Raw genomic sequence first — 22,526 nt, 5'->3', positions numbered from 1 at the left:
GTCGGGCGTCGTCAATTTGCTTCTTTTTCGGCCGTTCCCCGCGCGCTTTCGCGCTCGATTCGGCGCCAGTCCTGAACGCGGCGCAGATGTTCGGCCAGCGTCCGGGAAAAGGCATGGCCGCCGGTACCGTCGGCCACGAAGTAGTATTCGTCCGTTTCGGGAGGGTTCAACACGGCCTCAATCGAGGCCCGGCCCGGATTGGCAATCGGCGTCGGCGGCAGGCCGTCGATCTGGTAGGTGTTGTAGGGCGTCGGCCTGTCGATCTCGCTGCGGCGGATCGGGCGGCCCAGGGCGCCCTGCCCGCCGACCAGGCCGTAGATGATCGTCGGGTCGGATTGCAGACGCATCGGCTTGTTGAGACGGTTGATGAATACCGCCGCGACGCGGGGGCGCTCCGAGGCGACGCCGGTTTCCTTCTCGACGATGGAAGCCAGAATGATCGCCTCTTCCGGCGTTTTCACCGGCAAACCCTCGGCCCGCGCGGGCCAGAGCTCCGTCATCAGATCGCTCGCGGCCTTTTGCATCAGGCCGACCATTTCGGCGCGCGTGGTGCCGCGCGTGAAACTGTAGGTCTCCGGCAGCAACGAACCTTCGGGCGGTGTCGGCGGCAGATCGCCTTCGAGCACCGGATCGGCCGCGACGATCAGCATGACCTGTTCGCTGGTGCGCCCTTCGGGGATTGTGATGCGATGAAGGATCGACCGGCCCTCGCGCAGTATGCCGACAATCGTGGCCATGCTGGCATGCGCCGGGATTTCGTATTCACCGGCCTTCAAAGTGGCGTCGGCGCCGGCGAAGCGAACGCCCGCCAGAAAAATCCGACGATCGGAAATGACGCCGGCCTCGTCGAGCCGGGTGGCGATCATGCGAACACCCATGCCGGTCGACAGCATGACCACGCGCGGTTCGGCATGCGGGCCGGCCGCTTCGAAACGATACTTGCCGTACAGGAAAAGACCGCCGGCCGACAAGGCCGCCAGCGAGGGCAGAACGATGAGCGCAATCAGGAAGTAACGGAAAAGGCGCCGCCGGGCCGGCGACGCCGCATCGGCGGATGCGGCTGGCGTTTCAGGCGTATCGCCCGGCTCCGTCAACCGTCGACCTTCTTCACCACCAGCGAGGCGTTCGTGCCGCCAAAGCCGAAGGAGTTGCTGAGCGCATAGTTGATCTCTTTCTTGCGGGCCTTGAGAGGCACAAGATCGATCTCGGACTCAACGGAGGGGTTTTCGAGGTTGAGCGTCGGCGGAAGGATGCCGTCACGAATGGCGAGCATGCAGAAGATTGCTTCCACCGCGCCGGCCGCACCGAGCAGATGACCGATGGAGGATTTGGTCGACGACATCGACACCGTACTGACGGCGTTGCCGAGCATGCGTGTGACGGCGCCGAGCTCGATTGTGTCGGCCATGGTCGAGGTGCCATGCGCGTTGATGTAGTCGATGTCGGAAGGCGAAATGCCGGCGCGCTTCAGCGCTGCCTGCATCGAACGGAAACCGCCGTCGCCATCCTCGGGCGGCGCCGTGATGTGATAGGCGTCGCCGGAGAGCCCGTAGCCTGCTATCTCGGCATAGATTTTCGCGCCGCGCGCCTTGGCGTGTTCATATTCTTCGAGCACCACGACGCCGGCACCCTCGCCCATCACGAAACCGTCGCGGTCCTTGTCGTAAGGGCGCGAGGCGCGCTCGGGCGTATCGTTGAAGGCGGTCGAGAGGGCGCGGCAGGCGGCAAAACCCGCAATGCCAATGCGGCAGATCGCCGATTCGGCGCCGCCGGCGACCATGACATCCGCGTCGTCGAGCGCGATCAGGCGCGCTGCGTCGCCGATGGCGTGGGCACCTGTCGAGCAGGCGGTGACGACCGAGTGGTTCGGGCCTTTCAGGCCATGCTGGATCGAAACGTAACCGGAAGCGAGATTGATCAGGCGGCCGGTGATGAAGAAGGGGCTGACGCGGCGCGGACCTTTTTCGTTCAGCGTGATCGCCGTTTCGGCGATGCCTTCGAGGCCGCCGATGCCGGAACCGATCATCGTGCCGGTGCGGCATTTATCCTCTTCGGTGGAAGGATGCCAGCCGGCATCGTCGAGCGCCTGGGTGGCGGCCGAAACCGCAAAGACGATGAAATCGTCGACGCGCTTCGATTCCTTCGGGTCCATCCAGTCGTCCTGGAGGAACGCGCCCTCGCCTTCGCGCGGAACCGGCATCGCAATCTTGCAGGGAAGATCGGAGGTCTCGAACTTTTCGATCCTGCGTGCCGCCGACTCGCCCTTGAGCAACCGGTTCCACGTCGTTTCGACGCCGCAACCCAGCGGCGAGACCATGCCCAAACCTGTGACGACGACACGTCTCATATCGATCTCAACTCCACATCAGAGTCCGAAAGTGGCGCGACGCTCGAACGATGCGAGGCCGGGTGCGATTTTACGCGCCCGGCCCACGCACCCGATCTTCAGGATCAGGACTTGGCGTTCGCTTTGACGAATTCGATCGCGTCCTTGACGGTCAGAATCTTTTCCGCCGCATCGTCCGGGATTTCCACGCCGAATTCTTCCTCGAACGCCATCACAAGCTCGACGTTGTCGAGGCTGTCGGCGCCAAGATCATCGATGAAGCTCGCATTCTCGGTGACCTTGTCCGGATCGGCGCCGAGGTGCTCGACCACGATTTTCTTCAAGCGTTCCGCGATATCACTCATTTTAAATCCTCAGATCTTTTGGTTTCGACCGGCCTCGTACATCCTGCTGCTCGCTTCAACGTGTCGAGGACCGGATGTTGCCGAATTCGGCGGAAAGGATGCCCCTCTTCTGGCCCATTTCAAGGCAGGACCGCAAGCCAAATCGAGCGCTTAGGTAACACACTTTTCAACCCTGTACCAGCGAACGAAAACGCCGCACGCCGACACCTATGCCACTGAATTTACTTACTGTTTCCGCACGCCGGCCGCGCGATCCGTCAGATCATCGCCATGCCGCCATTGACGTGCACCGTCTGCCCCGTCACATAAGCCGCCTCTTCGCTCGCCAGGTAGACGGCGGCGGCGGCAATCTCGCCGGCCTCGCCGAGGCGTCCTGCCGGGATCGTCGCCATGATGCGCGCCTGCTGATCTTCGTTGAGCGCGTCGGTCATGGCGCTGCGGATGAAACCGGGCGCAATGCAATTGGCGGTGATGTTGCGGCTCGCGACTTCCTGGGCCAGCGACTTCGTCATGCCGATCATGCCGGCCTTCGACGCGGCGTAGTTGCCCTGGCCGGGATTTCCCATCACGCCGACGACCGATGTGATGCCGATAATGCGGCCCCAGCGGCGCTTCATCATGCCGCGCAGGACGCCGCGCGACAGGCGAAAGGCGGCGGTCAGGTTGACGCGGATGACCTCGTCCCACTCTTCGTCCTTCATGCGCATGAAAAGGTTGTCGCGGGTGAGGCCGGCATTGTTGATCAGAATGTCGAGGCCGCCCATCGCTTCCTCGGCCTGCTTCGCCAGCGCGTCGACCGCCGCGGCATCGGACAGGTTGCAGGGCAGCACATGCGCGCGCGCGCCGAGTTCACCGGCAAGCGCGTCGAGCGCTTCCTTGCGGGTGCCGGAGAGGCCCACCGTCGCCCCTTGTGCATGAAGTGCGCGGGCGATGCTGGAGCCGATGCCGCCCGAGGCACCTGTGACGAGAGCGCTTTTGCCGCTGAGATCGAACATCTTGGGCTCCTTAAAGGGTCTTGAGAACGGCCTCGACATCGGCGGGTGTGCCGACCGACAGGATTTCCGGATCGCTGGCGATGCGTTTCACCATGCCGCTGAGCGCCTTGCCCGCACCGACCTCGACATAGCTCCCGACGCCCTGCGCCTCCATGTAAAGCACAGTTTCGCGCCAACGCACCATACCCGTGACCTGTTCGACCAGAAGCTGACGAATGCTTGCCGGATCGGCGACGCGCGAGGCTGTCACGTTGGCGACCAGCGGCACCGCCGGCATTTTCAATACAACCGCGGCCAGCGCCTCGGCCATTTCATCGGCCGCAGGTTGCATCAGCGCGCAATGGAAAGGCGCGCTCACCGGCAACAGCATGCTGCGCTTGGCGCCTTTGGTTTTTGCAATCTCGATGGCGCGCTCGACGGCGGCCTTCGCACCGGAGACCACGACCTGCCCGCCGCCATTGTCGTTGGCGGCCGCGCAAACCTCGCCCTGCGCCGCTTCGGCGGCGACTTCGGCGGCGGCTTCATATTCAAGGCCCAGCACGGCGGCCATCGCGCCCGCGCCCACCGGCACCGCGCGCTGCATCGCCTGGCCGCGAATTTTCAGCAACCGCGCCGCGTCGGACAACGTGAATGCACCGGCGGCGGCCAGCGCCGAATACTCGCCCAGCGAATGGCCAGCCACGAAAGCCGCCTTGCTCGCGAGATCGAAACCGCCCTCCTTCTCGAGCGTCCGTACGACGGCGAGACTCACCGCCATGATCGCGGGCTGGGCATTTTCGGTCAGGGTCAGGTCGTCCTGCGGACCGTCCCACATCAGCTTGGTGAGGTTCTGGCCGAGCGCATCGTTGACCTCGTCGAAGACCTCACGGGCGCTGGCATATGCCTCGGCCAGTTCGCGGCCCATGCCGACCGTCTGGGATCCCTGCCCTGGAAAGATGAAAGCCCGCGTCATCGACACTCCCCGATCCTGCCGCCCGGCCTTGTTATCTGGCTGTTTTCCGGGCGTTTTTTCGCGTCCGGCGGGCGCCGGACCGAAGCGCCAAGAGATACCGGCTGGCGAGCGTGAGTCAAGCTGCCCCGGCGACCATTTGATCCTTGCCTCGCCTTGGCTTTTCCGTATATTGCGCGGCTTCTGAAGGCCTTGGCTGGAGGCTGAACGGAACACCGCGCCCGATGCGCGGCAGGACGTCGAAGTCCGGGTTCCGGTGTCTCCGCTTCTTTGGTGGTCCTTTCGAGCCTTTCCAGGGGCTCAAAGGGGGCTTTGCGCCGGGGCCGGATACAAAAGGAAAAGGCTCAATGGCTCTTTACGAGCATGTCTTTATTGCGCGGCAGGACGTGTCGCAGCAACAGGTCGAGGGGCTCACGGAGCAGTTCTCGACCATCATCAAGGAAAATGGCGGCCAGATCGGCAAAGCCGAATATTGGGGTCTTCGCAACCTTACCTACAAGGTGAAGAAGAACCGCAAAGGCCACTACACGCTTCTCAACATCGACGCGCCGCATGCGGCGGTCGCCGAAATGGAACGCCAGATGGGCATCAGCGAAGATGTCCTGCGCTTCCTCACCGTGCGTGTCGAAGAACATGAAACCGAACCGTCGGCCGTCATGCAGAATCGCGGCGACCGCGGAGATCGTGGCGACCGCGGAGATCGCGGCGGCCGCTTCGGCGACCGTGAGCGCGGCGACCGCTTCGGCGGCGATCGCGGCAACCGCTTCGGCGACCGCGAGCGTGCGCCCCGCCGCGACCGTGAAGAATCCGAAGGAGGCGAAGCATAATGAGCACTTCAGCCCAGCCCGCGCGCCGGCCTTTTTTCCGCCGCCGCAAGACGTGCCCGTTCTCCGGCGCCGACGCCCCGAAGATCGACTACAAGGACGTGAAGCTTCTGCAGCGCTACATCTCGGAGCGCGGCAAGATCGTTCCGTCGCGTATTACGGCCGTGTCGGCCAAGAAGCAGCGTGAACTCGCCCGTGCCATCAAGCGCGCGCGCTTCCTCGCCCTGCTGCCCTATGTGATCAGCTAAGGTCCGGGAAAAGGAGAAACAACGATGCAAGTCGTACTTCTGGAACGGATCGAAAAGCTCGGTCAAATGGGCGATGTCGTCAAAGTCAAAGACGGCTTCGCGCGCAACTTCCTGCTGCCGCGCAAGAAAGCGCTGCGGGCAACGAAGGAAAACATCACACGTTTCGAGGGCCAGCGTGCGCAACTCGAAGCGCGCAACCTCGAACTGAAAAAGGAAGCCGAGCAGGTTCTGGCGAAGGTCGAGGGACAGTCGTTCATCGTGCTGCGCCAGGCCGGCGAGACCGGCGTACTTTACGGTTCGGTCAGCACACGCGACATCTCGGACGCCATGACGACGGGCGGCTTCTCGACCGCGCGCAACCAGGTGGTGCTCGACAAGCCGATCAAGACGATCGGCCTGCATCCCGTTCGCATCGTGCTGCACCCGGAAGTGTCGGCGACGATCACCATCAACGTCGCGCGCACCGAAGAAGAAGCCAAGCGTCAGGCGGCGGGCGAAGACCTGACCGGCCGGCAGGACGAGGCCGAAGAAGAAGCGGTGGAAGCCGCCGAGTTCTTCGAGTCCGAGGAGCTGGCGCCGAAGGACGGCGAAGACGAGGCGGATGCCGCCGAAGAGACCGAAAACAAGGAATAAAAGTTCGTTCCATAACAGGACCGGATTTTCGAAGGGCGCCCCGCGGGGCGCCCTTTTTCTTTGCCGCACTTGCATGCGACGGCCAATTAACCTTAGATAATTTCCAGAGAAACGGTCGGGCTGGGTGGCAGACCGAAGACCTGAAGTTCAGGCAATCCTCGGTACGGGAGGGTTCGATGCTTTTCAGTTCGCTTCTCAGGCAGATCGTAAAACGGGGTGCGCTGACCGTCGTCAGCGCAGACGGAAAAACAAGAGAGTTCGGCGACGGGCAAGGCCCGCGCGTGACCATGCGCCTGCACGACAAGACGGTCGGGACGGAGCTTGCTTTCAATCCCTATCTCAAGATCGGCGAAGCCTATATGGACGGCCGTCTGACGGTGGACCCGCCGGCGACGATCTATGAATTTCTCGACATCCTGACGGCCAATCTCGGCACGCGCTTTGCCGGGCCGCTGTTTGAAATCTACGGCGCGCTCCGGCGCATGAAGCGGCGCATCGACCAGCGCAACCCGATGGGCCGCGCGCAGAAGAATGTCGCCCATCATTACGATCTCGACGGCGGCATCTACGATCTCTTTCTGGACAGCGACAAGCAGTATTCCTGCGCGTATTTCGCCGACCCGAACATGACGCTGGAGGAAGCGCAGGTTGCGAAGAAGCGCCACATCGCGGCGAAACTTCGCATCGAACCCGGCATGCGCGTGCTCGATATCGGCTGCGGCTGGGGCGGCATGGCGCTGACGCTGGCGGAAGAAGCCGGCGCCGAAGTCGTCGGTGTGACGCTGAGCAAGGAACAGCACATGGTTGCCCGCCGCCGCGCGGCCGAACGCGGGCTTGAGGGCCAGGTCGATTTCCGGCTGCAGGACTACCGCACGCTGACGGAAAGTTTCGACCGCATCGTTTCGGTCGGCATGTTCGAGCATGTCGGCGTCGGACATTACCGCGAGTATTTCGACCGGGTGCGCGAGCTGCTGACGGAGGACGGCGTGGCGCTGATCCACACGATCGGACGGCTCGACGGGCCGGGCTCGACCAATCCGTGGATCGCCAAATATATCTTTCCCGGCGGCTATATCCCGGCGCTGAGCGAAGTTGCGGCGGCGGTTGAACGCAGCGGCATCATTACCACCGATGTCGAAGTGTTGCGGCTCCACTATGCCGAGACGCTGCGCGAATGGCGGCGGCGCTTCATGGAAAAGCGCGATACGGCGGCGCGCATTTACGACGAACGCTTCTGCCGCATGTGGGAATTCTATCTCGCCGGTTCGGAAACCTCGTTCCGCAACGAAGGCATGGCCGTGTTCCAGTTGCAGCTCGCAAAACAAATAGCGGCGCTGCCGCTCACCCGCGACTACATGGTCGAGGATGAGCGGCTGCTCAATGCGGCGGCACAGGAAAGCCAGCGGCGATTGCTCGCCGGCGACTGACGGACTACGCGCCGCGGCGCGCGTCGAGACTGTAGCGGCCGGCGCCGTGGGCGAAGATGTAGAGCATGCCGCCGGCGACTGCGAAGTTCTTGAGGAAGGACGGATCGGACAGGCTCGGGTGGAAGATCACCGCCGCCAGTACACAGAAGATCGCGAAGGCGAGCGCGACGAGGCGCGCCTGATAGCCGATCAGCAGCAGCAGGCCGCCGCCGAGTTCGAGCGCGACCGTGCCCGCATAAACGATTTGCGGCAGCGGAAGGCCCTTGGACTCGATGAAGGCGATGGTGCCGGCGGCGCCCATCGCTTTATTGATCCCTGCAAGGACGAAAAGCACGCTCAGAAAAATGCGGCCCAGAAGGGTCGCGTAGTCGTTGGCGGCGTTCATGGATTCCTCCCCCATTTGGTTGCCTGGCGGCAAGCTTAAGGCCCGGAGAGGCGGGGATAAAGCGGCGTGGCGGGCGCCGAAACACCCTCACTGTCATCGATCTGTCAAAAATCTGTCACAACCGCTTTTTCGTGCGGGATAAAGGCGGGGATAAGTGCCGGATATCCCCGGTCCGCGACTATTCCACAGGGTCCGATGGAGAATTTTCGCGACCCGCCAAGGGCTTGGGAATAGTCATCCGACTTATCCACATGGCTGAACAACAAAGTTGGGGACGACGCGAATCACCCTCTCTTTCGCGTACCATCAATGCGCCTGTTTCGACTAGAACCGGACCATGGAAAACACAAACGCAGCCTATTCACCGGCGGACGACGGCGACGCGCGCGACGCCTATCGCGTGCAGCCGCATAACATCGACGCGGAGCAGGCACTGCTCGGCGCGATTCTCGTCAACAATGAATCCTACGACCGCGTGGCGGGCTTTCTGGAGCCGTCGCATTTCTTCGACGCGCTGCACGGACGCATCTACGAGGCGGCGGCGAAGCTGATCACGCAAGGCCACCTCGCCTCGCCGGTGACGCTGAAAAACTATTTCGAGCGCGATGCGGCGCTCAGCGAAATCGGCGGGCCGCAATATCTGGCACGGCTCGCGGGCGCGGCGACGACGATCATCAACGCGGAGGAATACGGCCGCACGATCTACGACCTCGCGATCCGCCGCGAGCTGATCCAGGTCAGCATCGACATGCATACCCGCGCCTATGACGCGCCGGTGGACGACACGCCGGCGCTGCAAATTCTGGATGCGGAGCAATCGCTCTATCAGCTGGCCGAGCGCGGCAAATACGAAGGCGGCTTCCAGAGCTTCCATGAATCGCTGAACACCGCCATCGAAATGGCGGCCGAAGCCTTCAAGCGCGACGGGGGCCTGTCCGGCATCTCGACGGGATTGCGCGACCTCGACAACCGGCTCGGCGGATTGCAACGCTCCGACCTCGTGATCCTTGCCGGCCGCCCCTCGATGGGCAAGACGGCGCTCGCCACCAACATCGCCTTCCACGCAGCGAAAGCCTACAAGGCCGAGCACCATGCCGACGGCACGGTGACGGCGACGGACGGCGCGATCGTCGGCTTCTTCTCGCTCGAAATGTCGTCGGAACAATTGGCGACGCGGTTGCTCGCCGAACAATCGGGCGTGCCGTCGGAGCGCATCCGGCGCGGCAATATTCACGAGGACGAGTTTCACCAGCTTGTCGACGCGGCGCAGCAGTTGCAGAGCATTCCGCTTTACATCGACGACACGGGCGGGCTGACCATCGCGACGCTGGCGGCGCGCGCCCGGCGGCTGAAGCGGCAGCGCGGCCTCGGGCTTCTGGTCGTCGACTATCTGCAATTGCTGGCGGGCAGCGGCAAGGCGGGCGACAACCGCGTGCAGGAAGTGACGCAGATCACGACAGGCCTCAAGGCGCTCGCCAAGGAACTCGACGTGCCGATCCTGGCGCTGTCGCAGCTTTCGCGCCAGGTCGAGAGCCGCGACGACAAGCGGCCGCAGCTATCGGATCTGCGCGAGTCCGGCTCGATCGAACAGGACGCCGACGTGGTGATGTTCGTCTTCCGCGAGGAATACTACACCTCGCGGCGCGAGCCGACCGAGGGCACGCCCGAACATCTTCAGTGGCAGGAGGAAATGGGCCGCGTGCACGGGCTGGCCGAATGCATTGTCGGCAAACAGCGCCACGGGCCGACGGGAACGGTGAAGCTGCAGTTCCAGGCCGATGTGACGCGGTTCTCGGACCTCGATCAGGTGCATTCGGGGGAGTTTGAGTGAGGGGAGATGGCACCATTGGCCTCCTTGGCTTAGGAATATGACACCAACCTATTTCCGGTAGAGATGCCTGTTTTCTCTCGACGACGCCTCCGCTCGATGGCGGACGATCTTTTAACGCAGATTGCGCCAGCTAAGCTTAACGCGCTTGTCGCACTGTTGGACAACAAGAGACCGAAAGCCGCGCTTGCCGCCGAGGCAGAGCTGTCGCTTCTCTGGGCAATCTCGCGTGTTGCCCACATAGAAGTCGAACCAAAATTGCCAAACAGCTCTCATCGTCCCGATGTGTTCTCCCGCGATCTATTCGTGTCAACAAACTGTGTCGTCGAGATTCGCGCCCTTTCCGACGATAGTTTTTCCGGACAGGAAGCCATGGACCACACTGCAGAGATAGTGGCCAATTACGCTGATCGCTTTCAAAAGCGTGCCAGCGATCACCTCTATTTTGAGTTTGCAGACCGCAGTTACTGGGACACGAAGTTCAGGAGAGAGCGATGCGTTGACCCAAACTTTGAATTAAGTTGCTCAGCGAGACTCCTACTGCGCGATTGGATTCGCACAGCAAGACACTCACCACCTGCACCGCTTCGAATTTCGGAGGGCAAGACGAACGTTTTGATTAGCTGGCGGCCCTCAGTGTCAAAACACGCCCGAACTTTTTGCAGTATGCCGCCCGTGGCCTACGACCTTGAAAAGAATCCGATATACACTGCTTTGAAAAAGAAGAGACGCCAAGTATCGGGCGCATCCCAAGGAACTCTACGGTGTATATTTCTATTTGATGCCGGTTGCAGTTTGCTGAGACACCTAAAACCTACAATGATGGGGACCAATGAAATATCGGGCGCTGAAATAATCCATCATGCGCTTCGCAAATTGAGCGTTGACCTTGTTTGCGTATTTTCTCCGTCGAGTGGCAATCACCTTCCATACAGCTCGTCGCCAAGATGGAAAGTCACATGTTTTGACAAACGAGAGAACATGGACTCAAGGGAATATCATCGCTTAAATGAACTCTCGAGTCGCTTACCCGCGCCTCAGTTCGAGGGGTATCAAGCCCGATCAATTCATGCACAAGGCGGATTCCACCCTCAGAAAAGCTGGTATCTCGGAACAAAGCTCACGACAGGCCTAACTACGATGACAATTTCTCTTTCATCACGCCTCCTGCAAGACTATCTCGCCGGACGCATTGACAAGGATACATATGAACATCACGCGTTTGGCGATATGAAAAATCCTTTTGAAGCAGAGCTATCTGGTGGCCTCACAATTCAAGCGGTCAAATTTGAATCCGGAGGCCTTGACGACGACGATGACCACATCGTTTTTGATCTTGCATTGGATCCGGGTGCCGGACGCATCCAATAGTTTCAGCCGACGCCCCAGTTAAGAGGAAAGTTCTTCCTGCTGGCGGCCTATAGCATGAACGAGAAGGCCGACATTGCGCCCAGCGAGAAGGCGGAGTTCAGGCAAATGATCAACGTGCTGGTTCCGAGTTGCAGGAAGCCGATGTGAGTGAGGTTGGACACGACATCAAGCAGGGCTTGAAAGAGGCCCTCACCTTTTCGCGTGGCAAGGCTGTTGGCGCACGGGTGCATATTCCGGCCGAGATCGACGTCAAGGCGATGCGCGGGCGGCTCGGGATGACGCAGAAGGAATTTTTGGAGACGTTCAAGATTCCCGTCGGCACGCTGCGCGACTGGGAACCGGGCTGCCGCGCGCCCGACCAGCCGAGCCGGATGCTGCTGCGCGTGATCGATCGCGAGCTGCAGGCGGCGAAGCGGGCGTTGAAGGAGGTTTAAGGGGTTTCACGCGGAGACGCGGAGCCGCGGAGAAAGATTTTTGCGAAGAGAGACCGCGCTGATGCGCCTTCTGGATTGCCGGACTCCTTGAGTATTAAGGAGGGCCCGGCAATGACGATGGTGGGGGTGGTGAGGCGCGGTGACGCGCGACGCGCCATGCCGGCCTCTTCAGTAACCCCTCTCGAGATAGGTCTGCCATTCGGCCAGTTCGCGGCGGGCATCTTCCACCGCACTCAGGGTGTAGGCGTTCCGGCTCGCGGCGTCTTCCAGCACAACGGTGCCGGCGCTCAGTCTCATGTTGCTCGTCAATTCGGCGGAGGTCGGCACCCGGCCCGTGAAATGATCCCGCGTATAAAAGAGGTCCGGCACATTGATCCGCCGCGTCTGGCCGTTGGCGAGGCTGCCGCCGCCGACACGGACGATCCGATCCATCTCGGGATCGAAGCGATCGCCCAGACCGATGAAATCGAGATACACAAGATCCCGTGACAGCCGCGACCCATCCTTGCGGTCGAACAGTTCGAACTCGACCCGCACCAGGCCAAGGTCGAGCCCGGTCCGGTTGGTGAGCACGATATCGGCGTCGACATAAAATTCCCTGTAGTCCGGCATGTGATCGGGAAGCCGCGCCGCCAGCCGGTTCTGATGGCCGCTGAAGCGGGTCAAGGCGACGTCCACCTTGGCGAGCATGGCGCGGATTTCCGGCTCGCGGGCGATCTCGGCCTCGAGGCGGCGCACTTCACCCCGGCCGCGCTCGACATTGGCGAGGCGCGCCGCCTCGGCATCGCGCGCATATGCGGCCTCCATCGCCGCGACTTCGGCCCGATGGGCGGCGCGGTGGCGGGCGACCAGGCGCGCGCCGGTGTAGCCGTGCCAGGGCGCGAACCGGGCCAGGTAGTCGGGCCTCTCGCCGCTCGCACGATCGATGCCCTTCCAGCTCAGGTAAGTGAAGATGGTCTGGAATTCCTCCTGTTCCTCCTCCGGCAGCGCGGCGACGATTTGAAAGATGGAGCGCTCGAGGGCCTCGAGCGAACTGGCGTCGATGACGGGACCGCTCGCAAAGATCACACCTGGATGAAGCGCGGGGACCGCATCGGTCGCCACGATCGCGCCGTAGAGCGGCACAAGAAGGGCAGGCACGGCCAGTATCTTCGCCCAAAGCGGCAAGCCGCCCTTGCGTCCTTCGCCGTCGGCGCCGTGCCCCGTCTTTTCCGAACCCGCCATCAGCCCTGCCCTTTCGCGTTTATGACGGGCGCATATTAGGGAAAAGACGCGTGTGTGCAATTTCGCTGTGCCAAGCCTGCGATGGCATGCCGGGCGGCGCGGCGAAGAGAAGAGATTTCACGCGAAGGCGCGAAGAAGAGAAGGGTTTTCACGCGAAGGCGCGAAGGAAGGACTCACGCAGAGGCGGCGTTGCATGACGGTTGTCCCGTGCCTCAATCGGTTCTGGATTGCTTCGCTTCGCTCGCAATGACGATTTGGGGTTTGCCCCCTGCCCCTCCTCCCCTCCGGTGTCATCCCGGCGAACGCCGGGGTGACATTTTTATTTTTGGGATGCCGAGGATAGTCGCAACTCAGAAGCCCCTCACCCTTCCGACGCCTGCGGCGTCTCCCTCCCTCTCCCCAGCGGGGAGAGGGAAAGCGGGGGAGATGCTGTCTTGCAACTGCCTCACCCGGCGGCGGCGGCGAGGTTTGTTTCGAGGCAGCGATCGGGGGGCAAGGTGACGGTGACCGTGGTGCCGAGGCCGGGTTCGCTTTCGATGGCGAAGCGGCCGTCGTGCTGGCCGGTCAGGGACTGCACGATCGAGAGGCCGAGGCCGAGGCCGTCATAGGTGCGGCTGAGATGGCCCTCGACCTGGCCGAAGCGGGAGAGCGCCCTGGGGAGGTCGTCGCGCGCGATGCCGATGCCGGTGTCGGAAACGGCGATGCTGAAACCATCCGCATCGTGGCCGAGCCTCACCGCGACCGTGCCGCCGGGGACGTTGAACTTGATCGCGTTGCCGACAAGATTGGCGACGATCTGCCTGATCTTGCGTTCGTCGGCGCGGACCGGCGGCAGGCCGGCCGGCGCCTCGATGCGGCAGGCGACGCCCGCCCGGTCGGCTTTCAGCCGCATCGTGTCGAGCACCTGACGGGCGACGTTCTCGACGCCGACTTCCTCTTCGTGGAGCGTGTCGGTGCCGGATTCGACGCGGGAAATGTCGAGGATGTCGCTGACGAGATCGAGGAGATGGGTGCCGCTCTCGTTGATGTCCGTCGCGTAGTCCGCATATTTTCCGTTGCCGAGCGGTCCGAACATTTCGTGCTTCATCATTTCGGAAAAGCCGATGATGGCGTTCAGGGGCGTGCGAAGCTCGTGGCTCATGGTGGCGAGGAATTCCGACTTCGCCTGCGATGCCTGTTCGGCGAGGCGCAGCGCGCGGGAGAGTTCCGCCGCGCGCGCCTCGAGAACCGCATTCGCCTCGTGGAGATTCCGGTGCAGCGTGTCGCGTTCGCCTTCGACGCGCCGGTATTTCAGCATGAAGGCGCGGATGTGGAGCGTGGTGACGAAGACGATCAAAAGATTGGAAAGCTCCATCGACGAATGAATGATCTTCATGCTCGAAAGAACTTCGTAGCCGAAGGTTGCAAGGCCGGCGATCAGGACAATCAGCGCGTCCGGCCTCGCTTCCCGTTCCGTCAGCAACGCCTTGAGGATCGTGATCCCGACGACGACGGTGATAACGGCCCAGAGGAGCTGGAAAGGCTCGCGCAGCAGCGTGATCGTTCCGGGCGCCATCAGCGGCGCGGCAAGAAGGGCGAACAGGCAGAAGACGGCGGAGACGGCATAGACCAGCTTGTCGATCCAGATCACCCTGCCCTCGCGGAAGAGGTAGCAGATGAAGGCGTAGTAGGCCGGTGCGATCAGGAAGAGGGAGAGATATTCGAGATCGTATTTCCGCGCCTCCGGAAAGGCGGGCAGATAGTCCCAGATCAGATTGCTGACAAGGAAGACGCGCAGCGCCGAGGCGCCGCAGAGCGCGGCGAAGATCAGATGGCCGTTGAAATAGCTGGAGGAGCGGCCGACGACCAGCGTGGCGACGGCGACAAGGACAAGCACCAGCGCGAGCGCCGTGGGCAAGGCGCTGGCGCGGCGCTGCATCGAATCCATCTGCTGCAGGAAACCGATCTCGGGCACATCGACGATGCCGCCCTGCTTGTGGACGTGGTTGGCCAGTTGCACGACGAGGCGGAATTGCCGCAGATCGTATGGCAGGGCAATGACGGGCGCGGTGGGATTGACGGGAACGAGGCGCTCGGCATGGGCCGGATCGCCATTGCGATGCAGGAGCTGGACATGCGCCGCGCCGCCCGGCTCCGCCGACACCGCATAGATCGAATAGACCGAGCGCGTGGTGCCCATCGCGAGGCCGAGGATCTGCGAGGTCTGAGGGAGGGCAAGGTCGAGGCAATAGGTGGCGGCGCCGTGGCCGGTGGCGACATCGGCGGTGAGCGCCGGACCCCAGACATCGGGAAGCGCGACGGCGCGCGCTTCGAGGCCGTCGAAGGAAAGTCCGCAGCCGGCGGCGAAGCGCGCGGCGGGCACGACGGCGTCGCGATAGACGGTCCAGCCGGCGGCAAGCGAGAGGTTCTTGCCCGAAGCGATGCCGGCGGTGGACGGCGATGCGACGGCTTCGCGCGATGCGGCGGGGCCCATGCCAGCGGCCCACACCGCCGCGCCCATGAGAAGCGCAGCGACGATGTGTATTGCCTGCCGATTCCGGGTCGATTGTCGATACATCGCAAGAGGCTCCGAGGGCCCTGCAAGTATCGGCCAACACTGTTAAGGAGTTGCTTCGGCGGAGGGATGCGGGCGGCGGTGCGCATTAACCATGAGGCGTGCGAATGGCGCGGTTTCGCGCTCAGGCGGCGGCGCCGTGTCGGGCTTGCGCGGGCGGCGGGAAGTAGACGGTGACGGTGGTGCCCTTGCCGAGGCGGCTTTCGACTTCGAGGCGGCCGCCATGGAGTTCGATGAAGGATTTCGACAGCGCCAGGCCGAGGCCGGTGCCTTCATGGGTGCGGGCCAGCGCGCCCTCGGCGCGGACAAAGGGTTCGACGACGCGGGCGATATCGTTCGGCGCGATGCCGATGCCGGTATCGGCGACCGAGAGCGCGATCTCGCCGGCGCGGGTGCGCCGTGCGGTCAGTTCGATGCGGCCGGCATCGGGGGTGAACTTGATCGCGTTCGAGATCAGGTTGAGCAGAATCTGCTTGGCAAGACGCGGATCGGCATGGATCGTGCGGGCGCCCTTCCGGATCGTCACCGAGAAACGCTGCCGCTTCTCGCGGATGCGGCCGCCGACGATCACCTTGCAGGCATCGGCCAGCTGGGCGACCGACAACTCACCGGGCTCGAATTCGATCTTGCCGGCCTCGACGCGCGAGACGTCCATGATGTCGCTCAGCACATCGAGAAGATGGCGGCCGCTTTTCAGGATGTCGGCGACATATTCGCGGTATTTCGGTACGCCGAGGGGGCCGAAGACCTCGCGCTGCATCATTTCGGAAAAGCCCAGGATCGCATTCAGCGGCGTGCGCAACTCATGGCTCATGTTGGCCAGGAATTCCGACTTGGCGCGGTTGGCCAGCACCGCCTCGTCGCGCGCCGCGATGACGGCCAGTTCGGTCAGCTTGCGCTCGGTGATGTCCTGGATGGTGCCGCTGGACACCAGCGGGTTGCCCTGGCCATCGAATTCGGTGGCGCAACGCTCCTCGACCCATTTGACGGCGCCGTCGGCCATGCGCAGGCGGTGGGTGACGATGTAAGGCGTGCGATCGTCCAGCGATCTTGTGTAGGCCGAATTGATGAGGTCGCGGTCGTCGGGATGGACCGCTGCCAGAAAAGTCTCGTAAGTGGGGGCGAAACGCGCCGGGTCGAGGCCAAATATCTCGTAGACTTCGTCGGTCCAGGTCAATTCCCGGCTCAAGAAGTCGAGTTCCCAATGACCGAATTTCGCCATGCGCTGCGCTTCGGTCAGGCGCGCTTCGTTCCGGCGCAGGGTTTCGAGGGCGACGCAATAGTCGGTGACGTCCTGCGCCACGCCGGCCAGCCAGAGCGGCGCGCCATCGTCGCCCATGATGCAGCCGCCATGGGCGCGGACATGCAGGAAACGGCCATCGGCGGCGCGGATGCGAAATTCATGGGTGAAGCTCTCGGCCCGGGTTTCGACCGCCCGCGCCAGCGCGACGTGAAAGCCGGCGCGATCGTCGCGGTGCACATGCCGGAAGAACTGATCCTGGTCCGCGACGCGCTTCTCGGCCTCAATGCCGAACAGCAGGCCGGACTCGACGCTCCAGGACATCCGCCCGGTCGGCAGGTGGATGTCCCAGACCGCCATGCGCGCGGCCTTCTGCGCCTGGCGCAGCCGGCGGTCGCTGGTCTCGCGCGCTTCCTCGGCCGCGACGCGCTCGGTGACGTCGCGCGCGTTGACGACGATGCCGCCGATCGCGGGATGTTCGAGGCAATTGGTGCCGGTCAGATGGAGGGTGCGCGGGGTGCCGTCCCTGTGGCGGAAGCGCGCTTCCAGTTCGGTGCGGCTGCCGGCTTCGGCCAGGATCGAGACAAGGGCGGCCTCGACGCGCGGCCGATCGTCGGGATCGATGAAGTCGAGCGCGTTGCGGCCCGCCAGATCGTCGTCGGCATAGCCGAGAATGTTCTTGGTGAAGGGGCTTTCGAAAAGGATGGTGCCATCCGGACCGACGACCGTTGCGATGTCGGTTCCGAATGCAACCAGCGCGCGCAGCATCGCCTCGCTGCTGCGCAAGCTGTCGTCGCGGCGGCGGCGCTCGGTGACGTCGCGGCCGATGACGAGGAACATGGGGCCGCCGCCGATTTCCTCGACAACGATTTCGAAGAAGCGCTCTTCGCCGGCTTTTGTCCGCACCGGAATTTCGCGCGCGCCCTTGCCGACAAAGACGTGTTCGGATTGCGGGGCATAGTTGGCGATGACGGTTTCGATGTCGCTTCGCTGCTCGTCGACCAGCAACGTGCCCAGCGGCAGGCCGCGCACTTCGTCGGGGGCATAGCCGAGTATCCGTTCCAGTGCCGGATTGGCCGCCTCGATGCGGCCCTCAGCGTCGAAAATCAGGATGACATCGCCGGCCGCCTCGAAGAGGCGCCCGAACATTGAGCGGGCGGCGTCGTTCGACAGCGACAGGGGAAGCGTGGCCGCCCTCCGTGCCTTGCCGCACGCATTGTCCTTGCCGTCGATGTCCATCTCTGAATCGCACTCAACAAAACGCACTCAACCCACACGCCGTCCCGACGCCCGCACCGGCGTCAAGCGGCATTCAGCATTCAGATTAGGCCACCACCGGTAAAGAAATTCTCCGTTTCAGGCAGCGGCGGCGGGTTTCGCCGGCACGGTGTTCGCGTATGATGCCCGCAGCCGGATGAATGAGAGCGCCTTTCCCAACATGGACGTACGAGAAATCAGCAGCGCGACCGAGATTGCCGCGGCGGGCGGCGTGTTGACCGTCGATCTCGGCGCGGTGGCGGCGAACTGGCGCGCGGTCCGGGCGGCGGCGCCGGGCGCCGAAGCGGGGGCGGTCGTCAAGGCGGATGCCTATGGGCTCGGCATGGCGCCGGTGGCGCGGCGGCTCGCCGAAGAGGGCTGCGGGTGCTTTTTCGTCGCCGACGCCCATGAGGGCGCGGCGCTGCGCGCGCTACTGCCGGGCGTCGCCATTTATGTGCTGAACGGGCTCTTTCCCGGCGCGGAGGCGCTCTACCGCGAAGCGGGGCTTGCGCCCTGCCTTGCCTCGATGGCGGAAGTGGCCGAGTGGCGCGATGCGGCGAAGCGCGGCGGCACGCGCCTGCCGGCGGCGCTGCATTTCGACAGCGGGCTCAACCGGCTCGGCATGAGCGCGACCGACGCAGCGGCGCTGGCCGAAGACGCGGCACTCAGCGAGGGGATCGATGTGCGGCTCGTGATGAGCCACCTCGCCTGCGCCGACGACGCCGCGAACCCGCGCAATGCCGAACAGCTCGGGCGCTTCCGCGAGATGCGCGCCATGCTTGCCAACCGCTTTCCGGGCGCGCGGGCGAGCCTTGCCAATTCGCCGGGGGTGTTTCTCGGGCCCGATTATCATTTCGACCTGATGCGGCCGGGCGTCGGGCTTTACGGCGGCAACCCGCTGACGGGCGCGGCCAATCCGTTCCGCCCGGCGGTGACGGTCGAGGCGCGGGTGCTGGCGGTCAGGACGCTCGAGGCCGGCGACGCGGTCGGCTACAGCGCCACATGGGCAGCGGCGGCGCCGGCCCGCATCGCGGTGCTTTCGGCCGGCTATGCCGACGGCTATTTCCGGGCGCTCAGCCGCCGATCGGACGAAAAAACCCAAGAAAAGGGCGGACATGTGCATATTGCGGGGTACACTGTGCCGGTCGCGGGGCGAGTCTCGATGGATATGATGGCGGTCGATGTGAGCGCCGTTCCGGAGGGGTTCATCCAGCGCGGCGACATGGCCGAGCTGATCGGCCCCCATATAAGTGTGGACGATGTGGGCCTCCGGGCCGGGACCATCGGCTACGAGATTCTCACCAGCCTCGGGCGGCGGTACATGCGGCGTTACCTGACCGGCGGCGAAAACTTGAGCGGCAAGCCCGGAGGGCAGGTTTGACTTTCTTTGCGATTATCGGCCGGGTCGTGCTGGCGCTGCTTGCCGAAATCGGCCGGCTGTCGCTTTTCATCTGGCAGTCGGTCTCCCACATTTTCCGCCCGCCCTTCTTCTGGCGGCTGGTCGCGCAGCAGATGATGCGGATCGGCTATTTCTCGCTGCCGGTGGTGGCGCTGACCGCTTTCTTCACGGGCGGCGCGCTGGCCTTGCAGATCTATTACGGCGGCAACGAGTTCAACTCGGAATCGATCGTCGCGACCATCGTCGCGCTCGGCATCACGCGCGAGCTGGGGCCGGTGCTTGGCGGGCTGATGGTGGCGGGGCGCGTGTCGGCGGCGATCGCGGCCGAACTCGGGACGATGCGCGTGACCGAACAGATCGACGCGCTGACGACGCTGTCGACCAACCCCTACAAATATCTCGTCGTGCCGCGCGTCGTCGCGGCCGTGCTGACGCTGCCGCTGCTGGTTTTCGTCGCCGACATTATCGGCATCATGGGCGGCTTCGTGGTCGGCACACAGACGCTCGATTTCAACGCCGGCGTCTATATCAAGAACACGGCCGACTTTCTGAAGTTCGACGATGTGATGTCGGGCCTGATCAAGGCCGGCGTTTTCGGCTTCATCATCGCCACCATGGGCTGCTTCCACGGCTTCAATTCGAAGGGCGGCGCGCAAGGCGTGGGCCGCGCGACGACGAATGCGGTCGTCACCGCCTCCATCCTCATCCTCGCGGCGAACTACGTGATGACGTCGCTGCTGTTTGCGAATTGAGGGGGCGGAAATGAGCGACGCAAAAATCGAACTCAGGAACGTCCACAAGCGCTTCGGCTCGAAAGTGGTGCTGGACGGCATCAACCTTACCGTGCCGAAAGGCCAGTCGCTCGTCGTCATCGGCGGATCGGGCACCGGAAAGTCGGTGATGATCAAATGCGTGCTCGGCATCATCCGGCCGGATCGCGGCGAGATATTCGTCGACGGCAAGAATGTGCTGAAGATGGATAGCGGCCAGCGCGAGGCGGTGCTGCGAAAATTCGGGATGCTGTTTCAGGGCGCGGCGCTGTTCGACAGTCTCGCCGTCTGGGAGAACGTCGCCTTCGGCCTCATTCAGGGCCGTCGCATGAAGCGCAAGGCCGCCAAGGAAATCGCCATCGAGAAGCTGGCGAAAGTCGGGCTCGGGCCGGAAGTCGGCGAGCTCTACCCCGCCGAGCTTTCGGGCGGCATGCAGAAGCGCGTCGGGCTGGCGCGCGCCATCGCCGCCGATCCGGAAATCATCTTCTTCGACGAGCCGACGACCGGCCTCGACCCGATCACCGCCGACGTCATCAACGAGCTGATCGTCGACCGGGTAAAGGATCTCGGCGCGACGACGCTGTCGATCACGCATGACATGTCGAGCGTCAGGAAGATCGCCGACCGGGTGGCGATGATCTACAAGGGCAAGATCATCTGGGAAGGCCCGCGCGACCGGATCGACGACAGCGGCAACGATTATGTCGACCAGTTCATTCACGGGCGCGCCGAAGGGCCGATCGGCATGGATGTGCTGAAGCCCTAGGTGGATTCCCTGTTCGCTGCGGGGCGACGCGCCGCCCATGGATCCCGGCTTTCGCCGGGATGACATTTTGTAATGAGGCCCGGAACATCAGATGGCCAAGGCATCGCGCAATTTCGTTTGCCAGTCCTGCGGCGCGGCCTATCCGCGCTGGTCGGGGCGCTGCGAGGCGTGCGGCGAATGGAACACCATTGTCGAGGAAGCCGGCGCGACGGGCGGCATCGGCGCGGGGCCGGCAAAGGCCGGCGGGCGGAGCAAGGGACGGCGGATCGAGCTTGTCGAGATGAGCGGCGAGACGGCCGACCCGCCGCGCCACATCACCGGCATGGCCGAGTTCGACCGGGTGACGGGCGGCGGGCTGGTGCCGGGATCGGCGGTGCTGATCGGCGGCGATCCGGGGATCGGCAAATCGACGCTGCTGCTGCAGGCGATGGCGGCGCTGGCAGCGAGACCGGGTGAGGCAAGCGGCGGCGCCGTCGTTTATATCTCCGGCGAAGAGGCGATTGCGCAGGTCAGGATGCGGGCGCGGCGGCTGGGGCTCGGCGAGGCGCCGGTGCAGCTCGGCGCCGAGACCAACCTCAAGGATATTCTCGGCACGCTCGAAAGCGGGACGCCGCCCCGTGCGGTGGTGATCGATTCCATTCAGACCATGTGGACCGAAGCGCTGGACAGCGCGCCCGGCACGGTGACGCAGGTGCGCGCCTCGGCGCAGGAGCTGGTGCGCTTCGCGAAACGACACGGGACAGCCGTCATCCTGGTCGGGCATGTGACCAAGGAAGGACAGATCGCCGGGCCGCGCGTCGTCGAGCACATGGTCGATGCGGTGATCTATTTTGAGGGCGAGCGCGGGCACCAGTTCCGCATCCTGCGCGCGGTGAAAAACCGCTTCGGACCCGCCAACGAGATCGGCGTTTTCGAGATGGGCGAAAAGGGGCTGGCCGAAGTGCCGAACCCCTCTGCCCTCTTCCTCGGCGAGCGCGACGGCGAGACCAGCGGCTCGGCGGTTTTCGCCGGGATCGAGGGGACGCGGCCGGTGCTGGTCGAAATCCAGGCGCTGGTGGCCAAGAGTGCGCTCGGCACGCCGCGCCGGGCCGTGGTGGGCTGGGACGGCGGGCGGCTCTCCATGGTGCTGGCGGTGCTGGAGGCGCGCTGCGGGCTGACGCTGGCGGGCCAGGACGTCTATCTGAACGTTGCCGGGGGTTTGCGAATCAACGAGCCGGCGGCCGACCTCGCGGTGGCGGCGGCGCTGATTTCATCCGTTACGGGGCAACCATTGCCGTCCGATTGCGTGATTTTCGGCGAAATCAGCCTTTCGGGCGCGGTGCGGCCGGTCAGCCAGATGGAGGCAAGGCTGAAAGAGGCGGAAAAGCTCGGGTTTTCCAAGGCCATCCTGCCCGCCATGGCGGCCCGGTCGCGGCCCTCGGGCGGCCTCGCGTTCACCGAAATTTCGGACCTTCAGGGCCTAATAGCCCATCTGGCGACTCGATCCTGATCCAATAGCTGGATCAGGATCGGTGTTTTTTGGTTTTGTCGC

General features: G+C 63.8%; 20 protein-coding genes. 11 read left to right on the top strand and 9 right to left on the bottom strand.

Annotation, left to right across the window (positions count from 1 at the left end):
* Positions 1 to 11 precede the first annotated feature (11 nt).
* The 5 genes from mltG to fabD form a co-directional block, all read right to left on the bottom strand.
* Entirely contained in the window at positions 12 to 1,094 is a 1,083-nt protein-coding gene (gene mltG, locus KF719_RS16750) for an endolytic transglycosylase MltG (RefSeq protein WP_293510308.1), read from the bottom strand.
* Entirely contained in the window at positions 1,091 to 2,347 is a 1,257-nt protein-coding gene (gene fabF / locus KF719_RS16745; protein WP_293510306.1) for a beta-ketoacyl-ACP synthase II, read from the bottom strand. Before fabF ends, mltG begins: the two co-directional genes overlap by 4 nt.
* A 104-nt stretch (positions 2,348 to 2,451) precedes the next feature.
* Entirely contained in the window at positions 2,452 to 2,691 is a 240-nt protein-coding gene (locus KF719_RS16740; protein WP_293510305.1) for an acyl carrier protein, read from the bottom strand.
* A 257-nt stretch (positions 2,692 to 2,948) separates the two neighbouring features.
* Positions 2,949 to 3,686 carry a 3-oxoacyl-[acyl-carrier-protein] reductase gene (fabG, locus tag KF719_RS16735; RefSeq protein ID WP_293510304.1) on the bottom strand — a complete coding sequence of 246 codons (738 nt, stop codon included), beginning with the start codon at positions 3,684 to 3,686 and terminating at the stop codon, positions 2,949 to 2,951.
* A 10-nt stretch (positions 3,687 to 3,696) separates the two neighbouring features.
* Complete coding sequence (fabD, locus tag KF719_RS16730) at positions 3,697 to 4,638, bottom strand: ACP S-malonyltransferase (RefSeq protein WP_293510303.1); 942 nt, start codon at positions 4,636 to 4,638, stop codon at positions 3,697 to 3,699.
* A 344-nt stretch (positions 4,639 to 4,982) separates the two neighbouring features.
* Between fabD and rpsF the strand changes: the two genes are divergently transcribed.
* The 4 genes from rpsF (at position 4,983) to KF719_RS16710 (ending at position 7,767) form a co-directional block, all read left to right on the top strand.
* Positions 4,983 to 5,462, top strand: a complete 480-nt coding sequence (gene rpsF / locus KF719_RS16725; RefSeq protein WP_293510301.1) for a 30S ribosomal protein S6 — start codon at positions 4,983 to 4,985, stop codon at positions 5,460 to 5,462.
* Positions 5,459 to 5,707, top strand: coding sequence for a 30S ribosomal protein S18 (rpsR, locus tag KF719_RS16720; RefSeq protein WP_293510671.1), 249 nt, complete (start codon positions 5,459 to 5,461; stop codon positions 5,705 to 5,707). The genes rpsF and rpsR overlap by 4 nt, the downstream gene beginning before the upstream one ends.
* 24 nt (positions 5,708 to 5,731) lie before the next feature.
* Entirely contained in the window at positions 5,732 to 6,340 is a 609-nt protein-coding gene (gene rplI, locus KF719_RS16715; protein ID WP_293510300.1) for a 50S ribosomal protein L9, read from the top strand.
* Between the two features lie 176 nt (positions 6,341 to 6,516).
* The gene (locus KF719_RS16710) at positions 6,517 to 7,767 is read left to right on the top strand and encodes a cyclopropane-fatty-acyl-phospholipid synthase family protein (protein ID WP_293510298.1); all 1,251 of its coding nucleotides are present in this window, start codon (positions 6,517 to 6,519) and stop codon (positions 7,765 to 7,767) included.
* A gap of 4 nt (positions 7,768 to 7,771) precedes the next feature.
* Here KF719_RS16710 and KF719_RS16705 read toward each other — a convergent pair whose 3' ends face one another.
* Positions 7,772 to 8,152 carry a DoxX family protein gene (locus KF719_RS16705; RefSeq protein ID WP_293510296.1) on the bottom strand — a complete coding sequence of 127 codons (381 nt, stop codon included), beginning with the start codon at positions 8,150 to 8,152 and terminating at the stop codon, positions 7,772 to 7,774.
* Positions 8,153 to 8,489: 337 nt separating this feature from the next.
* On the opposite strand from KF719_RS16705, the gene KF719_RS16700 reads away from it, so the two are divergent.
* From KF719_RS16700 to KF719_RS16690, 3 genes are all read left to right on the top strand, one after another.
* Positions 8,490 to 9,983 (top strand): replicative DNA helicase, encoded by a 1,494-nt coding sequence (locus KF719_RS16700; RefSeq protein ID WP_293510294.1) that lies wholly within the window; start codon positions 8,490 to 8,492, stop codon positions 9,981 to 9,983.
* A gap of 96 nt (positions 9,984 to 10,079) precedes the next feature.
* The gene (locus KF719_RS16695; RefSeq protein WP_293510292.1) at positions 10,080 to 11,351 is read left to right on the top strand and encodes a hypothetical protein; all 1,272 of its coding nucleotides are present in this window, start codon (positions 10,080 to 10,082) and stop codon (positions 11,349 to 11,351) included.
* A 143-nt stretch (positions 11,352 to 11,494) separates the two neighbouring features.
* The gene (locus tag KF719_RS16690; RefSeq protein ID WP_293510290.1) at positions 11,495 to 11,785 is read left to right on the top strand and encodes a transcriptional regulator; all 291 of its coding nucleotides are present in this window, start codon (positions 11,495 to 11,497) and stop codon (positions 11,783 to 11,785) included.
* Between the two features lie 168 nt (positions 11,786 to 11,953).
* On the opposite strand, the gene KF719_RS16685 is transcribed toward KF719_RS16690, so the two are convergent.
* From KF719_RS16685 to KF719_RS16675, 3 genes are all read right to left on the bottom strand, one after another.
* On the bottom strand, positions 11,954 to 13,009 hold the full coding sequence (locus KF719_RS16685) for a hypothetical protein (RefSeq protein ID WP_293510288.1): 1,056 nt from the start codon (positions 13,007 to 13,009) through the stop codon (positions 11,954 to 11,956).
* 445 nt (positions 13,010 to 13,454) lie between these two features.
* On the bottom strand, positions 13,455 to 15,482 hold the full coding sequence (locus tag KF719_RS16680; protein ID WP_293510286.1) for a sensor histidine kinase: 2,028 nt from the start codon (positions 15,480 to 15,482) through the stop codon (positions 13,455 to 13,457).
* Positions 15,483 to 15,687: 205 nt separating this feature from the next.
* On the bottom strand, positions 15,688 to 18,042 hold the full coding sequence (locus tag KF719_RS16675) for a PAS domain S-box protein (protein WP_293510285.1): 2,355 nt from the start codon (positions 18,040 to 18,042) through the stop codon (positions 15,688 to 15,690).
* A gap of 199 nt (positions 18,043 to 18,241) precedes the next feature.
* Here KF719_RS16675 and alr point away from each other — a divergent pair, with 199 nt between their 5' ends.
* The 4 genes from alr (at position 18,242) to radA (ending at position 22,484) form a co-directional block, all read left to right on the top strand.
* A complete protein-coding gene (alr, locus tag KF719_RS16670; protein ID WP_293510283.1) occupies positions 18,242 to 19,441 on the top strand; it encodes an alanine racemase in 1,200 nt (399 codons plus the stop codon).
* Positions 19,438 to 20,211 carry an ABC transporter permease gene (locus KF719_RS16665; RefSeq protein ID WP_293510281.1) on the top strand — a complete coding sequence of 258 codons (774 nt, stop codon included), beginning with the start codon at positions 19,438 to 19,440 and terminating at the stop codon, positions 20,209 to 20,211. The genes alr and KF719_RS16665 overlap by 4 nt, the downstream gene beginning before the upstream one ends.
* A 10-nt stretch (positions 20,212 to 20,221) precedes the next feature.
* Positions 20,222 to 20,995 carry an ABC transporter ATP-binding protein gene (locus tag KF719_RS16660; RefSeq protein WP_293510279.1) on the top strand — a complete coding sequence of 258 codons (774 nt, stop codon included), beginning with the start codon at positions 20,222 to 20,224 and terminating at the stop codon, positions 20,993 to 20,995.
* A gap of 91 nt (positions 20,996 to 21,086) precedes the next feature.
* Positions 21,087 to 22,484 (top strand): DNA repair protein RadA, encoded by a 1,398-nt coding sequence (gene radA / locus KF719_RS16655; protein ID WP_293510278.1) that lies wholly within the window; start codon positions 21,087 to 21,089, stop codon positions 22,482 to 22,484.
* The last annotated feature ends 42 nt before the right edge of the window (positions 22,485 to 22,526 follow it).

It is taken from the genome of Parvibaculum sp., from assembly GCF_019635935.1.
GTDB lineage: Bacteria > Pseudomonadota > Alphaproteobacteria > Parvibaculales > Parvibaculaceae > Parvibaculum.
Note: the sequence above shows the minus strand (reverse complement) of the source record. Positions and strands in the feature narration are given on the sequence as shown.

Bases quoted from the DNA above. Each gene is read 5' to 3' on its own strand.
- KF719_RS16675 (WP_293510285.1), bottom strand. From the start codon at position 18,042: ATGGACATCGACGGCAAGGACAATGCGTGCGGCAAGGCACGGAGGGCG.
- KF719_RS16680 (WP_293510286.1), bottom strand. From the start codon at position 15,482: ATGGGCCCCGCCGCATCGCGCGAAGCCGTCGCATCGCCGTCCACCGCC.
- KF719_RS16700 (WP_293510294.1), top strand. From the start codon at position 8,490: ATGGAAAACACAAACGCAGCCTATTCACCGGCGGACGACGGCGACGCG.
- KF719_RS16740 (WP_293510305.1), bottom strand. From the start codon at position 2,691: ATGAGTGATATCGCGGAACGCTTGAAGAAAATCGTGGTCGAGCACCTC.
- alr (WP_293510283.1), top strand. From the start codon at position 18,242: ATGGACGTACGAGAAATCAGCAGCGCGACCGAGATTGCCGCGGCGGGC.
- KF719_RS16695 (WP_293510292.1), top strand. From the start codon at position 10,080: ATGGCGGACGATCTTTTAACGCAGATTGCGCCAGCTAAGCTTAACGCG.
- rplI (WP_293510300.1), top strand. From the start codon at position 5,732: ATGCAAGTCGTACTTCTGGAACGGATCGAAAAGCTCGGTCAAATGGGC.
- fabF (WP_293510306.1), bottom strand. From the start codon at position 2,347: ATGAGACGTGTCGTCGTCACAGGTTTGGGCATGGTCTCGCCGCTGGGT.
- KF719_RS16685 (WP_293510288.1), bottom strand. From the start codon at position 13,009: ATGGCGGGTTCGGAAAAGACGGGGCACGGCGCCGACGGCGAAGGACGC.
- rpsF (WP_293510301.1), top strand. From the start codon at position 4,983: ATGGCTCTTTACGAGCATGTCTTTATTGCGCGGCAGGACGTGTCGCAG.
- KF719_RS16660 (WP_293510279.1), top strand. From the start codon at position 20,222: ATGAGCGACGCAAAAATCGAACTCAGGAACGTCCACAAGCGCTTCGGC.
- fabG (WP_293510304.1), bottom strand. From the start codon at position 3,686: ATGTTCGATCTCAGCGGCAAAAGCGCTCTCGTCACAGGTGCCTCGGGC.
- KF719_RS16705 (WP_293510296.1), bottom strand. From the start codon at position 8,152: ATGAACGCCGCCAACGACTACGCGACCCTTCTGGGCCGCATTTTTCTG.
- fabD (WP_293510303.1), bottom strand. From the start codon at position 4,638: ATGACGCGGGCTTTCATCTTTCCAGGGCAGGGATCCCAGACGGTCGGC.
- radA (WP_293510278.1), top strand. From the start codon at position 21,087: ATGGCCAAGGCATCGCGCAATTTCGTTTGCCAGTCCTGCGGCGCGGCC.
- KF719_RS16710 (WP_293510298.1), top strand. From the start codon at position 6,517: ATGCTTTTCAGTTCGCTTCTCAGGCAGATCGTAAAACGGGGTGCGCTG.